The following is a 13,180-nucleotide window of genomic DNA, read 5'->3' as shown; positions in this document are numbered from 1 at the left end:
TTTTGGCAGGCGGTGGCAATGGCCCAGTCTTCCTGCGCGGAGATAACCAGCACTCGCACTGGCGCATCAGAGGTGCTGATGTCGCAGTTGCGCGGGGATCCAGCATTGAGAACTGGGTCGATTTGAATCCCCAAAAAGCCCAGGTTGGCACAGGCTGCTGCCCGTACTGGCGCGGCGTTTTCCCCGATGCCGCCCGAGAAGACCAACGCATCCAGCCGATCCAAGCTCATGAGCATGGCCCCAATCTGGCTGCGCAGGCGGTGGACAAAGAGGTTAAAGGCCAGCTCGGCGCGGGCATGGCCTGCCTGCATGGCTTCCAGGATAACTCGCATGTCGCTGCTGAGGCCGGACACGCCCTTCAAGCCGGATTCCCGGTTCAAGATGCGGTCAAGCTCCTCCACGTCCATGCCCCGGCGCAACTGATGGATCAAAATCCCCGGATCCACCGAGCCTGAGCGGGATCCCATCATCAAGCCCTCTAGGGGGGTATAGCCCATGGTAGTGTCGACACTGCGGCCCCCGCGAATGGCTGCCAGAGAACAGCCATTGCCCAAGTGGCAGGTGATGAGCCGCAACTCCTCTAGAGGCCGGTTCAAGATCTCAGCGGCACGGCGGGCGCAGTGCTCGTGGTTGATGCCGTGAAAACCATAGCGGCGGATCCCCTGCTCGGCCCAGGCGTAGGGAAGGGGATAGAGGGCGGCTGCCGGGGGCATCTGCTGGTGGAAGGCGGTGTCGAAAACGGCCACCTGCGGGATCCCGGGCAACAGCCGGTGCATGAGGCGAATGCCCTCAAGAGCAGCAGGGTTGTGGGCTGGGGCCAAGGGACTCAATTGCTCAATCGCCTCTTCCACCTCGGGCGTGATCACGGTGGGCTGGTGGTAGAGGGATCCCCCATGCACCACCCGGTGGCCGATGGCGTTGATCTCCGTTGCCCCTGCCAGCAGGGATCCCTCGCCTTGCCAGAGGCTTTGGAAGAGAGGAGCCAAATCGCCAATGCCGGCTGGGGGGGAAGGGGTAGGAAAAGGCTCCCAGGGGCCATCCTGCCGCCGCGTTTGGATGAGCGCCTTGCCAGGCTGGTAGGCAAAGTCCACCTGTGCCTGCCAGAGGGGGGTGGTCTCCACCTTGCCTTCAACAGTTGCAAAGAGAGAGACTTTGAGGCTGCTGGAGCCGGCGTTGAGAACCAGGATAGGCACGGGATCCCTCCTTTTGATTCCAGGCTAGCTGGCCATTGGCTTGGGGAGGGTAGGGAACTCAGGCCGTTTGCGCTTGGCGCACTAGCCCCGTTGCCGCCAGCGCAGCCAAGGCGCGATCCCGGTAACGACCGTAGCGCTCTTGTTTACTGCGAACCTTCTGCCCCTCCAGCTCCGGCAGGAGGCCAAAATTGGCTGGCATGGGCTGGAAGTACTTGGGATCGGCGCTGCTGATGAACTGAAATAGGGATCCCATCATTGTCTCTGGGGGCAGCGTGATCAAAGGCAGCCCCAGGGCCAGGCGGGCGGCGTTCTGCCCGGCCAGCCACCCTCCCGCCACAGCGCAGGCGTAGCCCTCGGTGCCCACCAACTGGCCGGCAGCAAACAGGGTTGGCCGGCGGCGAAATTGCAACGTAGGCAGCAAAAGCCGCGGCGAGTTCAAAAAGGTATTGCGGTGCATGACGCCAAAGCGGACAAACTCCGCCGCTTCCAAGCCGGGAATGAGGCGAAAGACCCGCTGCTGTTCTCCCCACTTCAAATTGGTTTGAAAGCCCACCAAGTTCCACAGCTTGCCTGCTTTGTCCTCCTGGCGGAGCTGCACCACCGCATAGGGCCGGGTTCCCGTGCGCGGATCCACCAGCCCCACCGGCTTCAAGGGACCAAAGCGGAGAGTATCTTTGCCGCGGCGGGCCATTTCTTCAATGGGCAGGCAGCCTTCGAAAAACTTGCGCTCCTCTTTTTCAAAATCCTTGAGGGGTACCTGTTCTGCCTCCACCAGCGCCTGCCAGAAGCGCTCGTACTCCGCCTCCGTCATGGGGCAGTTGAGGTAGGCCGCTTCTCCTTTGTCGTAGCGGGAGGCCTGAAACACCACTGCCCGGTTAAGGGAATCCCCAGTAACAATGGGGCTGGAAGCGTCAAAAAAACTTAGGTATTCCAGGCCCGTGAAGGCTTGCAGCGCCTTGGCTAGGGGCTCACTGGTCAGCGGGCCGGTGCAGAGGACGGCTATCCCTTCCGGGATCTCGGTTACCTCTTCCCGACGCAGGGTGATGAGGGGGTGGTTGGCAATGGCCTCCGTTAGGGCCTGGCTAAAGCGAGCCCGATCCACGGCCAGGGCTCCCCCGGCTGGCACGGCGTGGCGATCAGCGGTGGCGATAACCAGGGATCCCAGTTGGCGCAGCTCCTCCTTGAGCAGCCCTGCCGCCCGATCACTGGCTAGGGCCCCAAAGGAATTGCTGCACACCAGCTCGCCCAGTTGATCGGTGTGGTGGGCTGGGCTTTGCCGCACAGGGCGCATCTCCGAGAGGATGACGGGCACCCCCAACTGGGCAATTTGCCAGGCGGCCTCCGTCCCTGCCAGCCCTCCGCCCACCACATGGATGGGAGCCAGGGTTAGCGAGGGGTTTGGGGAGTGGTGCATCGCAGCCTCCAGAGAAAACTCTCAACGAGCCAGGACTCTCTCCTGAGCAGAGTTCAACTGGGAGCAAGGGGAGAACTCGGCTTCTTGCCGCTGGCCTGGAGATCCCAGCTCAAGCAGCAAAATGAATGCGCAGGTAGTCCTCTTCCATTTTGGCCCGCGCCGGCTTCATGGCGGCCAGGGTCTGGGGCAACACCAGGTTGCGGCGGTGGTTGCCAATGCGGATGTTGAGCTCGTCGCCGGTTTTGCTTAACTCCACCTGCTCTTTCGGGACCCCGGGCAAGTAGAGATCCAGGCGGTACTGGCCGTTGTCGGTAACCACCTGTATCGTCTGCTCGGCATAGAACACCTCGGCCGGGTTGCGATCCCCCCAGAGGTCTTTTTTCAAGCGGGCCAGGGCCTCCCACCCCACCAGCTCCTCTGGGTAAAGCGGGATCTCCACCACAGGCAGGGGGGCAAAGTTCTCGTGGATCTCCCGGCGATATCTCTGTTGAGCGGCTTTCCAGGCAGCAAAGTAGGGATCCACCACCCCTTCCGGCAAAATACGGTTGGCGATCACCAAGTCGGTAGCGACGCCGTAGAGGCTGAGGTAGGCATGCGCCCGCAGCGACTCCTTGATCACCATCTTCTCTGGGTTGGTGACCAGGCGCACGGAAGTGATGCGGTTGTCGGTGAGGATGCGCTCCAGCCGCTCGATCTTTTGGTAGAACTCGTAGGGGGCATCCAGCACCTGGTCATCCGGCAGGGGGATCCCTGTTAGCCCTTTAACAATGGGCTCGGCGATGGGGCGCAGGACCCGCGCCAACCCCTGCAGAGGTTTGTAAAACTTGCGCATGTACCACCCGGAAACATCGGGCAGGCTCAAAAGGCGCAAGGCCGTGCCGGTGGGGGCTGAGTCAATGATTAGCACATCAAACTTACCCTCGTCGTAGTGGCGGTTAACCCGCACCAGGGCAAAGATCTCGTCCATCCCCGGCAGCACTGCCAGCTCCTGCGCCTGCACGCCGTCCAGCCCGCGGGCCTGCAGCACCTGCGTGATGTAGGTCTTGACGGATCCCCAGTTCAGCTCCAGCTCCTGCAGGGCGTCCAGCTCTGCTCCCCAGAGGTTGGGCTTGACCTCCACCGGCTCGTGGCCCAAGGGCTGGTCGAAACTGTCGGCTAAGGAGTGGGCTGGATCAGTGCTCAGAACCAGGGTCTTTAGGCCTAGCTCAGCACAACGCCAGCCGGTTGCCGCTGCCACGGAGGTCTTGCCAACCCCACCCTTGCCGGTCATGAGGATGATGCGTTGCATCAGAGCACCATTTACATTCTTTTACAAGACTAGATTAACCGATTTCCTGTCCTCTCCCAGGAGGGCGAAGAGCCCAAGGTGCAGTCAACAGGTACACTATTGGTTGCCGAGAAAGTGATGACTGAGACATCGAGCCTGTTGGAGGCAGGCGGGAGGTAGAGAATGATGCGTCGTTGGCAAAGCGTGTTGCTGGTTGCCATTCTGACGTTGGGGCTGTGGCTGGGATCCCTTCCTGTCCAGGCGGCTGCCGCCTTGCCCCGAGAGCTGCAACAACTGGAGCAACAGGTGGAGCGGCTGCAGAGCCTGGTAGACGCCGAGGACTGGCTGGAGATCCGCTCCTACATTCATGGGCCGATGGGCATGACCCGTAAGACCTTGAACGGCCTAGCATCCACCCTGCCAGACAAGCAAAAGCGAGAGATGCTGCGCCTGGCCAAAGAAATGGGCCGCGGCTTGGAGCAACTGGACTTTGCCGCCAAAGCCTACGACCAGCCGGAGGTGGAGGTGGCCCAGGCCAAGGTGAGAAAGACGTTGCAAGAGCTGAAGGCCCTGTTTTCGCAGGCAGGGATCCCTTCATCCAGTTAAGGGAAAACGCTCCCGCAGATCTTGAACCACCGGTGGGGGCACCAGGTGATCGATGGGGCCGCCTAGCTTGGCCACCTCCTTGACCAGGCTGCTGCTGACGAAGCTGTGTTCGCTGGCGGTGGCGAGGAAGAGGGTTTCCAGCTCGGGGGCCAGCAGCTTGTTGGTGTGGGCCATCTGCAGTTCCACGTCAAAGTCGGACAAGACGCGCAAGCCGCGCACGATAACTTTTGCCCCCCGTTGGCGGGCGTAAGCCACCGTCAGGCCGGAAAAAGTATCGACTTCAACGTTTTTCAGGTGGGCGGTGGAGAGGCTAATCTGCGACTGCCGCTGCTCCGGGCTGAACAGAGGGGTTTTGTTGGGGTTTTTCAAGACGGCGACGATCACCTTGGAAAATAGGCGGCTGGCCCGCTCGATGATATCGAGGTGCCCAAGGGTGATCGGGTCAAAGCTGCCGGGATAGAGGGCGATCATGGTTCAAGGGGGGTACTGCTTTTCCTTACCCTACCTGCTCTCGGGCCCAAGCCAAATAGGTTGTACTGACGTGGCTAGCTGGGATAGCCAGGATCTCCGGCTCTTGGTAGGGGTGGAGCTCCCGCAGCCGCTGCTCCAGGCGGGGATAAGCAGTAGAGGGCAATTTGAGCAACAGCAAAAATTCGGCTTCCCTCTGCAGGGATCCCTGCCAGCGGTAGTAGGAGGTTATCGGTGGCAGCACCTGGGCACAGGCCACGTAGCGCTCGGCCACTAGAGTGTGGGCCAAACGATGGGCGTCGGCCTCGGATCCCACCGTGGTCATGACAACCACAAGGGTGTTTGGGGCGATCTGGCTGTCCATGGGAAGCCGGGAAATGGGCAGGGGGCGATCTCCCCTGATCGTACTGCTGGATCCTCGGATCGCCATCCCAGTTGGGTCAGGCCCCCCGGAGCAGAGGTGTGGCCTTGGCAAAATAGGGCCGCTTTTGGTGCCAGCGCCAAGCTGTCTGCACGATCTCGGCCAAGTCGGCATAGCGGGGCTGCCAGTTGAGATCCCGCTGGATGGCCGCGGCATCGCCCACCAGGCAGGGGGGATCCCCCGGTCGGCGGGCCCCAATTTGCGCCGGGATCTGTCTTCCGGTTACCGCTGCTGCCGTGGCGATCACCTCCTGGACGGAGAAGCCCTGGCCATTGCCCAGGTTGTAGGCTGCCTGCACAGGCCGGCCAGACGCCAGCGCTTCTAAGGCCAACACATGAGCCTGCGCCAGGTCGGCGACATGGATGTAGTCGCGGATACAGGTACCATCAGGGGTGTTGTAGTCATCGCCAAAAACGGTGATGTGGGGGCGTTGGCCAGCGGCGACTTCCAGCACCAAGGGGATGAGGTGGGTTTCGGGGTCATGGGCTTCGCCGATTTCTCCGTCGGGATCGGCGCCGGCGGCGTTGAAGTAGCGCAGGCTGATAAACCGGATCCCGTGGGCGGCCTGGAAGTCCCGCAGCATCTGCTCCACCAGGAGTTTGCTCTGTCCGTAGGGGTTGATGGGGCGCTGGGGGTGGGTTTCCGGGATGGGGATCTGCTCCGGCACGCCGTAGGTGGCGCAGGTGCTGGAGAACACCAGGTAGGGGATCCCGTGATCCCGCATGGCCTCTAGTAGAGTTAGGGATCCGGCCACGTTGTTGCGGTAGTATTTGCCCGGATCCTTGACCGACTCGCCCACGTAGGCGTAGGCGGCAAAGTGAATCACCCCTTCAGGGCGGTACTGGCGGATAACCTGATCCAGCCGCTCCCGATCGGCAATGTCGCCAATTGCCAAAGGCCCCCAGCGAACAGCCCAGGGGTGACCGTAAACCAGGTTGTCATAGACAATGGGCAGGTGGCCGTGGGCTGCCAGGGCTTTGCAGGTGTGGCTGCCGATATAGCCCGCGCCGCCTGTAACCAGAAGCCGCATAGGCCAGAGGAGAAGGCAGTTTCCGTCCAGAATACATTCTTGCAGACCTTGGCAATTCCCCGGCCTATTCCAGGAGGTGCTGCAAATCCAGATGAGGCCGCCAGGCCTCTGCCAGACGATCCAGCAGTTCTTCCCGTTGCTGGGCGTAGTGGCCGTCCAACTCCGGCAAGGGATCCCAGCCTTTTTGTCGGCGCAGCCAGTTGAGCCAGTGGCGCCGCCAGCGGTGGTTGTCGAAGAGGCCGTGGAGATAGCTGCCCCAGACTCGGCCGGTGGGATCCCGCCAACCCAGGCCTTCTTGCTCGAAGATTGGCAGGCAGCCAGAGGAATCGGCCTGGGTGGATCCCTGATGAATTTCATACCCCTGGACGGGGGCAGGGGTGGGCCAGCAGATTTGTGTCTGCACCTGCTGGGTAACCTTGGTGGGTTGCAAGACGGTAGTCAGCGGTAGGAAGCCCAGCCCGGGGTAGGTGCCGGCAACTCCCTCTAGGCCGGCGGGATCGGCGATGGTTTGCCCCAACATCTGCAGCCCGCCGCAGATGCCAACAATGTGGCCGCAATAGTGGCGCAGTTGGTCAGCCAAGCCGCTCTGACGCAGCACAAGCAGATCCTTGAGGGTAGTCTTGCTGCCGGGTAGGATGACCACATCCGCGGATCCCAGGCTTTGGCCGGGGTGAACCCAGCGCAGATGGACGCTAGGCTCCGCCAGCAAGGGGTCGAAATCGGAGAAATTGGCCACCTGGGGCAGGCGAACCACCGCGATCTCCAAACAGTCTTTCCCCAAAGCTTGGCGCCGGGGGCGGCGATCTTCCCAGAGTTGCGGGCCGGCCTCAAGGCCCATTGAATCCTCTTGCGGCAGCACCCAATCCAGCCAGGGCAGAACCCCCACCACCGGGATCCCGGTATAGCTCTCCAGCCAATCCAGGCCAGGCTGCAACAGCTCCCGCGCGCCGCGAAACTTGTTGATGACAATACCGCGGATCAGGGCCCGCTCTGCCGGCTCCAGCAATTGCAGCGTGCCCACCACGTGGGCCAGCGCCCCGCCCCGGTCGATGTCGGCCACCAGCCAAGTGGGGGATCCCAGATGGAGGGCAACCCGCATGTTGGCCAGATCCCGGTGTTTGAGGTTGACCTCTGCCGGGCTGCCTGCCCCCTCGCAGATAATCCACTCGTACTGCTGTTGCAAACGGGCCAGGGCTGTTTTCACCGCCTCCCAGGCCGGCGCAAACCAGCGCTCGTAGTACTCCCTGGCGCGACAGGTATCTACTGCCACGCCGTTCAAGACGATCTGGGAAGTCAGGTTGCCCTGGGGCTTGAGCAAAATCGGATTCATCTCCACCGCGGGCGGGATCCCGGCGGCCCAAGCTTGCAGAGCCTGCGCATAGGCAATCTCTTTGCCCTCCGGGGTAACGTAGGCGTTGAGGGACATGTTCTGGGCCTTGAAAGGGGCAACCTTCTTCCCCGCCTTTTTCAGGAGGCGACAGAGGGCAGCTACCAAAAGGGTTTTGCCTACGTGGGAAGAAGTCCCCACCACCATTAAGGATCGGCAGGCACCGCTCATCTGGATCCCTTTCCCTCGCTTGCCGGTTGTCCACCTTCTCCCCTAAGCCGGCCACGCCGGGTCGGTGGATACCTCTCCCGCAGCTAAAGCCGCTGCCCAGCCGACACAAAAAGCACAACCCTCCGCCGGCCCACCACTTCCCAGCCCTGGGAAGGAGGTCAGGCCAGAAAACCCTCTCTCGTTTCGCGGGCAGGCTCGGCGCAACTTAAGACTGGGGCAGATGGATTCGAACCACCGAATGGCGGGACCAAAACCCGCTGCCTTACCGCTTGGCGATGCCCCAATTCACGGTGATTAACTGGCTTAACTAATCTAACGATGCAGCTTTGGATCTGTCAACGGGCTACGGCGACCTCCTGGATTGTCGAGAACGGAGTTGGATCCCTGCTGGGATCCTTTGCTGAGATCAGAGTTGACCTCAAAAGGGTTGGGCAGATGGGGAATGCGGGCCACCTCGAAGAAGTAGGCGCGGATCTCCGGCCCAAAGTAGATAACATCGCCACTCCTCAAGTAGTGGGTAGCTACCCGCGTACCGTTGACGAACACCCCGTTGGTGCTGGACTGCCCCTTGCGGTTGCCGTCGACTAGACAATACGTAAACCCTGTGCGATTGGACTTGGTGGGCACTCGCACCAAATAGGCGTGGCGGCGGGAGACGAAGCGGTTGACGATCTGGATGGCATTGGAGGGATCCCGGCCAACCGTGTAAATGCTTTCCCGCAGGATGTAGCTGCAGGGCCGCACAGGATGGCAGACGGACAGGGTAAACTCCGGGTGAGACAACGGCTGCTCAGGGACTTGGTCGAACAGATCCAACGGCAGGTCAAAGCCCTGGCTGGAAAGAGAACTCCCCTCGCTCACCTCTGTGATGGAGGTCAAAAAGTCGTCGTAGCTCTGTGGCAACAGCGTTTCCTCCTCGACGCTCAACCGTATGCCCGGCAGCCTAGCTCTTCAAGTCTAAGCCCTTAAACCTTAGAGTTCCTCAAAACCCTACCCTTTCCAAAAAACTCGGCCTCGGCAGGCTGTCGGAAAACCCACAAGCCTTGATGTACCCTACTATACACCACAGGCGGTTTTGGAGATACTCCATTTCTCCAAAAATGGGAGCTCAGGTTGGGCCTGCTCCTGTTGTCAGGGATCCCTTGGGAGCCACAGCCTTGGCCGCGGGCGGGCTATTCTGGGTAGCAGGTTTGTAGCCTTGAGGTGTGGGTGTGACGGAGGCCCTGTTGCGTCGGTTGGATGTGGCCACAGAGGCAGCCCTGGAGGCAGGGGCTTTGCTGCGCAGTTACGTGGGGGGCAACCTTGCCATTGAGGAGAAACGTCCGGGCGACTTGGTGACGGCAGCGGATCGCGCTTCCGAGGAGCTGATCATAAAAATCTTGAGGCGGCACTTCCCCGAAGACGGGATCTTGACGGAAGAATCCGGCCAGCAGGGATCCCCACAGGGCACCTACGCCTGGATGATCGATCCCCTTGATGGCACCACCAACTTTGCCCACGGCTATCCCTTTGCTGCCGTCTCTATTGGTCTGCTGGAGGGGCGGGAGCCGGTGCTAGGAGTGGTCTGCGACATCTTTCGCGGGGATCTCTTTCGCGCTGTGCAGGGGATGGGAGCCACCCGCAACCGCCAGCCCATCCGCGTCTCCTCTACTACCGAACTCTCCCGCAGCCTCTTGGTAACCGGCTTTGCCTATGACCGGCGCGAAACCCCGGACAACAACTACGCTGAGTTCTGCCACTTCACCCACCTCACCCAGGGAGTGCGCCGGGGCGGATCGGCTGCCCTGGACTTAGCCTACGTGGCCACTGGCCAGTTGGATGGCTATTGGGAGCGAGGTCTCTCCCCCTGGGACATTGCCGCCGGGATTGTCTTGGTGCGAGAGGCCGGCGGCAAGGTCACTGCCTACGATGGCAGCCCGGTGGATGTGTACAGTGGCCGCCTGCTGGCCAGCAACGGCTGGTTACACGCTGCTCTTCAGGAAGAACTGGCCCAGGTCAGCCCCCTGCCGGTCTCCTTCCCCATGCGGCGGCCTCGAGAGCGAAACGGCCAAAGATAAAGATGAGGTAAAGTTCAGGCAAAAATTGGGTAAGCTTTACGCACAGGCCCTTATGGCTCCTTCCCAAGGTCAGAGAGATAGCTTGGCCGGGAAAACACTCCGGCGTTGTTGTTGGGCGGCAGGATTTGGCCTGGCGCTTCTCTTGGGGATCCCGGCCTACCCTCAGCCTGCCCCAAAGCTAGCCCCAGCCGTCCCTGCAGTCGAGCGAGCCCAGCCCCCCGATTCCCGTTGGGCCGAAATTCAGGCGCGGAGGCGCATCCGGGTTGGCCTGGATCCCAGCCTGGGCCCGGCTTACCTCTACACCGACCTAGAGCGGCAAACCTACGCCGGCTTCGAGTGGGAGATCCTGGAGGCGCTTGCCCAGACGCTGCAGGTGCAGGTGGAGCCCGTCTACGTGGCTTGGAGTCAGCAGTTGGCGGCTTTGCAAGCGGATGAGGTGGATCTCATTTGGGGGGCACGGGAAGCTTTGGGCTTGGATCCGCAGCAATTTCTCGCCACCCGGCCCTACTACCTCAGCCCGCAGCGCTTGGTGGTACGGGATCCGGGGCCAGGGGAAACTCCCATTGAGGCGCTGTCGCAATTATTTGGCCGCAAAGTGGGCATTGTAGTGAACAGTACGGGAGCAGCTCTGTTGGAGGCGTACAACGAGAGGCGGGGCAACGCCATTCGTCTTTTTGCCACCAGCAACCCGGAGCGCCTGTTTGCTCAGCTCCAGGCCGGCCAGTTGGATGCCGTACTTGTCGATCAGCCTGTTGCCGCCCTGAGCCTGCGCCAGGCGGGATCCCGGCTGCGCCTGGCGGGGCCGCCTCTGTTCCCGATTCCTCTGGTGGGCGTGGTATCCTCGCAGCATCCTTCCCTGAAGGAAGCCGTGGATGGGGCAATCGCAATCCTGACCGAGAACGGAACTTTGCAACGCATCTTGGAGAAGTGGCAACTATGGGATCCAACTCTGATGTCCCCCGCCTCAGCCGAGGACTAGCCCGCTACGAGACGGACCATTTCGCCATCTTGGGCGTACCCCTCACCGCCGACTCCAAAGGGATCCGGCGCGGCTACCTGCAGGCGGCCAAGGCCCTGCACCCGGATCGGTTTGTCGGGGATCCGGAAGGGGCAGAGCGGGCCAACGTCCTCTTTGCCAAGCTGGTCAGCCCAGCCAACGAGGTGCTGGCCAAGGAGCGGGAACGGTCAGAATACGAGACTGTGCTCAAGCTGCGCGTTCAACGCCTGCTGGAGTCGCCCCCTCCTGATCTATGGCCCACTGGAGAAGCCGTCAAAGGCCTGGCCGAGTGTGCCGATTGGCAGGAAGAATACGTCCGGCGAGTGGAGAAGCTGGCCAAAGAGCAATACAGCTCTATGACCACGCTGCTGGAGAAAACCGAGCAACTGAGCGAGCTGAACCTGGCCTATTTACTGCTCAAGGCCGGCTACAAGGGAATCCCGACTCCTGCCGCCAGAACCACCACCCTGACTGGGATCCCAACCCCTTCCCCCAGCCGCACCACCTTGGGTGGGATCCCGACCGGCTCCCCCGTTCCGTCTCCTACTGCCCCGCCCACCCCGCCCCCAACTCCGCAACTCAGCCCCGCTGAGACTCGCTTCCTGCAGGCGCTGGACATGATCGAGCGCAAGCAGTACCGGGTTGCCATTCAGTACTTGAACTTTGCCATCAGCGCCCAGCCCAACGTGGCCCGCTACTATCTGCACCGGGGTATCGCCCACCTCAAGCAGGGCAACGCTGGTATGGCCAAAGCCGACTTCCTGCAGGCCAGCCGCCTTGAGCCGGGCAACGCCGAGTTGATGGCGGAGGTGCGCCGCTGGTTGCAGCAGGTCACCACCCAGCAGCCGGTTCCTGTCCCCTCGGCCAGCCGCCAGACCTCCCAGGCCCAGAAAATCGTGCCACCGCCGCGCAAAGAAGACAACAGCGGCTTCTGGAGCCGCCTCTTCGGCAAGAAAAAGTAGGCCCAACTCCGCTCAGGAAGCGTCCCCCAGTACCAGTAGCGTGACCAGGGATCCCGTATTCCAGAGGCTGTGCAGCAGGATGGGGGCCAACAGGTTGCGGCTGTGGCTGTACACCACCCCCAGCACCACCCCTAGCATGGTCAGCGGCAGCAGATCGGAAAGGTTGAGGTGGGCAAGGGCAAAAGTGAAGGCACTGAGCAAGATGGCTGCCCCCATCGGCAAGTAGCGGCTCAGCGTAGGCAGCCAAAAGCCCCGGAACAGCACCTCCTCAAAAACGGGGGCACAGACAGACACCACGGCCAAAAACAGCAAGCGCGCCCCCCAGCCGTGGCTGTCCAGCAGCAGCGGCAAGATGGGGTTCCCACCCCCTGCTTGGGGCAGCAGCAACTGCGACAGCGCCGCTGCCAGCACCACCAAAGGTAGGGCCACCCAGTAGCCGCATAGGCCCCAAAGCGGCCAAGGGCCCCACAGCCGCACCTGCAACGCCTTCTGCCAACCGGGATAGAGCCGGAGAAGCCGGTACAACAGGGCTGCCCCCAGCAGAGCGCCGGCGTTGTAGGTGAGAAACAGGGTCACCGCCTGATGCCAAGGGCTGAGCCGTTGTGCCCCCAAACCCAGCAGGACCGTGTAAAGGCGGGGCACCAGCGCATTGAGGAGAATAAACCCCAAAAACCAGCCGGTCAACACCGCCTGCGCCCCGATCCCCGGCCAAGGCACCTCCCACGGTGGGCCCACAAGAGGACGTTGGCGCCAGAAGCTCCAGCCCAGCCAACCCAACAGGAGGATTAGCCCCAGCAGCGCCCCCAGCACGGGGATCCCGCCCACCACCGTCAGCCGAAACAGGGCTGCCAAGGCCAATTTTTCCTGCTCCTGGTTGAGGGCATTGAGGCTGTCGCTGCGCTGTTGCAGCCGGTAGAGCTGTTGCAAGGCCACTGCCTCAAACCAGCCGTCTAGGTGGTTGCGGATCTGCACCTCAGCCTCGGGCAGAATGCGCCGTGGCGTTCCCCACAGCCCTTGTAAAACCTGTGCCACCCCCTTCTGGCCGGATTCCAGCTCCAAGGGACGTTCTGGATCGACTATCTGCTGCCACTGCTGCTGGGCCGCCTCCAGATCCTTCTGGTAAGCGTAGAGCAAGCCCAGGCGTAGCCGCAGGCTGTCTAGCTCTGCCTGCAGATCCTGGGCAGAGGCCAGCAGGACGGGATCCACT

The 13,180-nt window shown here is 62.0% G+C and carries 13 protein-coding genes and 1 tRNA gene; 4 read left to right on the top strand and 10 right to left on the bottom strand.

All coding sequences use genetic code 11. The features are described 5' to 3' along the window. From NW841_RS03640 to NW841_RS03630, 3 genes are all read right to left on the bottom strand, one after another. Window positions 1-1,193, bottom strand: a 1,193-nt coding sequence (locus NW841_RS03640; protein ID WP_414385415.1) for an acetate kinase, incomplete at its 3' end; no start/stop codon positions are given. Window positions 1,194-1,251: 58 nt separating this feature from the next. After that, window positions 1,252-2,607, bottom strand: a complete 1,356-nt coding sequence (gene trmFO / locus NW841_RS03635) for an FADH(2)-oxidizing methylenetetrahydrofolate--tRNA-(uracil(54)-C(5))-methyltransferase TrmFO (RefSeq protein ID WP_414385412.1) — start codon at window positions 2,605-2,607, stop codon at window positions 1,252-1,254. A 109-nt stretch (window positions 2,608-2,716) separates the two neighbouring features. Next, on the bottom strand, window positions 2,717-3,895 hold the full coding sequence (locus NW841_RS03630) for a TRC40/GET3/ArsA family transport-energizing ATPase (RefSeq protein ID WP_414385410.1): 1,179 nt from the start codon (window positions 3,893-3,895) through the stop codon (window positions 2,717-2,719). 162 nt (window positions 3,896-4,057) lie between these two features. Here NW841_RS03630 and psbQ point away from each other — a divergent pair, with 162 nt between their 5' ends. Beyond that, window positions 4,058-4,480 carry a photosystem II protein PsbQ gene (gene psbQ / locus NW841_RS03625; RefSeq protein ID WP_414365718.1) on the top strand — a complete coding sequence of 141 codons (423 nt, stop codon included), beginning with the start codon at window positions 4,058-4,060 and terminating at the stop codon, window positions 4,478-4,480. Here the strand turns inward: psbQ and coaD are convergent. From coaD to NW841_RS03595, 6 genes are all read right to left on the bottom strand, one after another. After that, on the bottom strand, window positions 4,469-4,951 hold the full coding sequence (gene coaD / locus NW841_RS03620) for a pantetheine-phosphate adenylyltransferase (protein ID WP_414365719.1): 483 nt from the start codon (window positions 4,949-4,951) through the stop codon (window positions 4,469-4,471). The two genes, psbQ and coaD, sit on opposite strands and share 12 nt — an antisense overlap. Window positions 4,952-4,976: 25 nt before the next feature. Continuing rightward, window positions 4,977-5,312, bottom strand: coding sequence for a divalent-cation tolerance protein CutA (cutA, locus tag NW841_RS03615; RefSeq protein ID WP_414365720.1), 336 nt, complete (start codon window positions 5,310-5,312; stop codon window positions 4,977-4,979). Window positions 5,313-5,388: 76 nt separating this feature from the next. Continuing rightward, entirely contained in the window at window positions 5,389-6,399 is a 1,011-nt protein-coding gene (galE, locus tag NW841_RS03610) for a UDP-glucose 4-epimerase GalE (protein WP_414372735.1), read from the bottom strand. 64 nt (window positions 6,400-6,463) lie between these two features. Next, on the bottom strand, window positions 6,464-7,957 hold the full coding sequence (locus tag NW841_RS03605) for a cobyric acid synthase (protein WP_414385407.1): 1,494 nt from the start codon (window positions 7,955-7,957) through the stop codon (window positions 6,464-6,466). Between the two features lie 211 nt (window positions 7,958-8,168). Beyond that, a tRNA-Gln gene (locus NW841_RS03600) sits at window positions 8,169-8,240 on the bottom strand. Window positions 8,241-8,269: 29 nt separating this feature from the next. Further along, a complete protein-coding gene (locus tag NW841_RS03595; RefSeq protein ID WP_414365723.1) occupies window positions 8,270-8,884 on the bottom strand; it encodes an FHA domain-containing protein in 615 nt (204 codons plus the stop codon). Window positions 8,885-9,162: 278 nt separating this feature from the next. Between NW841_RS03595 and NW841_RS03590 the strand changes: the two genes are divergently transcribed. From NW841_RS03590 to NW841_RS03580, 3 genes are read left to right on the top strand one after another with little or no spacing between them, the layout of a single operon-like run. Further along, window positions 9,163-10,014, top strand: a complete 852-nt coding sequence (locus NW841_RS03590) for an inositol monophosphatase family protein (RefSeq protein ID WP_414385404.1) — start codon at window positions 9,163-9,165, stop codon at window positions 10,012-10,014. A gap of 52 nt (window positions 10,015-10,066) precedes the next feature. Continuing rightward, a complete protein-coding gene (locus NW841_RS03585) occupies window positions 10,067-10,993 on the top strand; it encodes an ABC transporter substrate-binding protein (RefSeq protein ID WP_414385402.1) in 927 nt (308 codons plus the stop codon). Next, window positions 10,951-11,973: a DnaJ domain-containing protein gene (locus NW841_RS03580; protein ID WP_414385400.1), complete on the top strand. Its 1,023-nt coding sequence runs from the start codon at window positions 10,951-10,953 to the stop codon at window positions 11,971-11,973. Before NW841_RS03585 ends, NW841_RS03580 begins: the two co-directional genes overlap by 43 nt. A gap of 12 nt (window positions 11,974-11,985) precedes the next feature. Here NW841_RS03580 and NW841_RS03575 read toward each other — a convergent pair. After that, a partial coding sequence (locus NW841_RS03575) for a lysostaphin resistance A-like protein (protein WP_414385397.1) occupies window positions 11,986-13,180 on the bottom strand: 1,195 nt, incomplete at its 5' end.

It is taken from the genome of Synechococcus sp. H60.3 (assembly GCF_047462295.1).
In the GTDB taxonomy this organism is placed as follows: Bacteria; Cyanobacteriota; Cyanobacteriia; order Thermostichales; family Thermostichaceae; genus Thermostichus.
This window is presented reverse-complemented; position numbering and strand designations above follow the sequence as displayed.

Excerpts from the sequence above, each read along its gene's own strand:
- NW841_RS03605 (WP_414385407.1), bottom strand. The coding sequence starts at position 7,957 with ATGAGCGGTGCCTGCCGATCCTTAATGGTGGTGGGGACTTCTTCCCAC.
- coaD (WP_414365719.1), bottom strand. The coding sequence starts at position 4,951 with ATGATCGCCCTCTATCCCGGCAGCTTTGACCCGATCACCCTTGGGCAC.
- NW841_RS03630 (WP_414385410.1), bottom strand. The coding sequence starts at position 3,895 with ATGCAACGCATCATCCTCATGACCGGCAAGGGTGGGGTTGGCAAGACC.
- trmFO (WP_414385412.1), bottom strand. The coding sequence starts at position 2,607 with ATGCACCACTCCCCAAACCCCTCGCTAACCCTGGCTCCCATCCATGTG.
- psbQ (WP_414365718.1), top strand. The coding sequence starts at position 4,058 with ATGATGCGTCGTTGGCAAAGCGTGTTGCTGGTTGCCATTCTGACGTTG.
- NW841_RS03580 (WP_414385400.1), top strand. The coding sequence starts at position 10,951 with ATGGGATCCAACTCTGATGTCCCCCGCCTCAGCCGAGGACTAGCCCGC.
- cutA (WP_414365720.1), bottom strand. The coding sequence starts at position 5,312 with ATGGACAGCCAGATCGCCCCAAACACCCTTGTGGTTGTCATGACCACG.
- galE (WP_414372735.1), bottom strand. The coding sequence starts at position 6,399 with ATGCGGCTTCTGGTTACAGGCGGCGCGGGCTATATCGGCAGCCACACC.
- NW841_RS03585 (WP_414385402.1), top strand. The coding sequence starts at position 10,067 with ATGGCTCCTTCCCAAGGTCAGAGAGATAGCTTGGCCGGGAAAACACTC.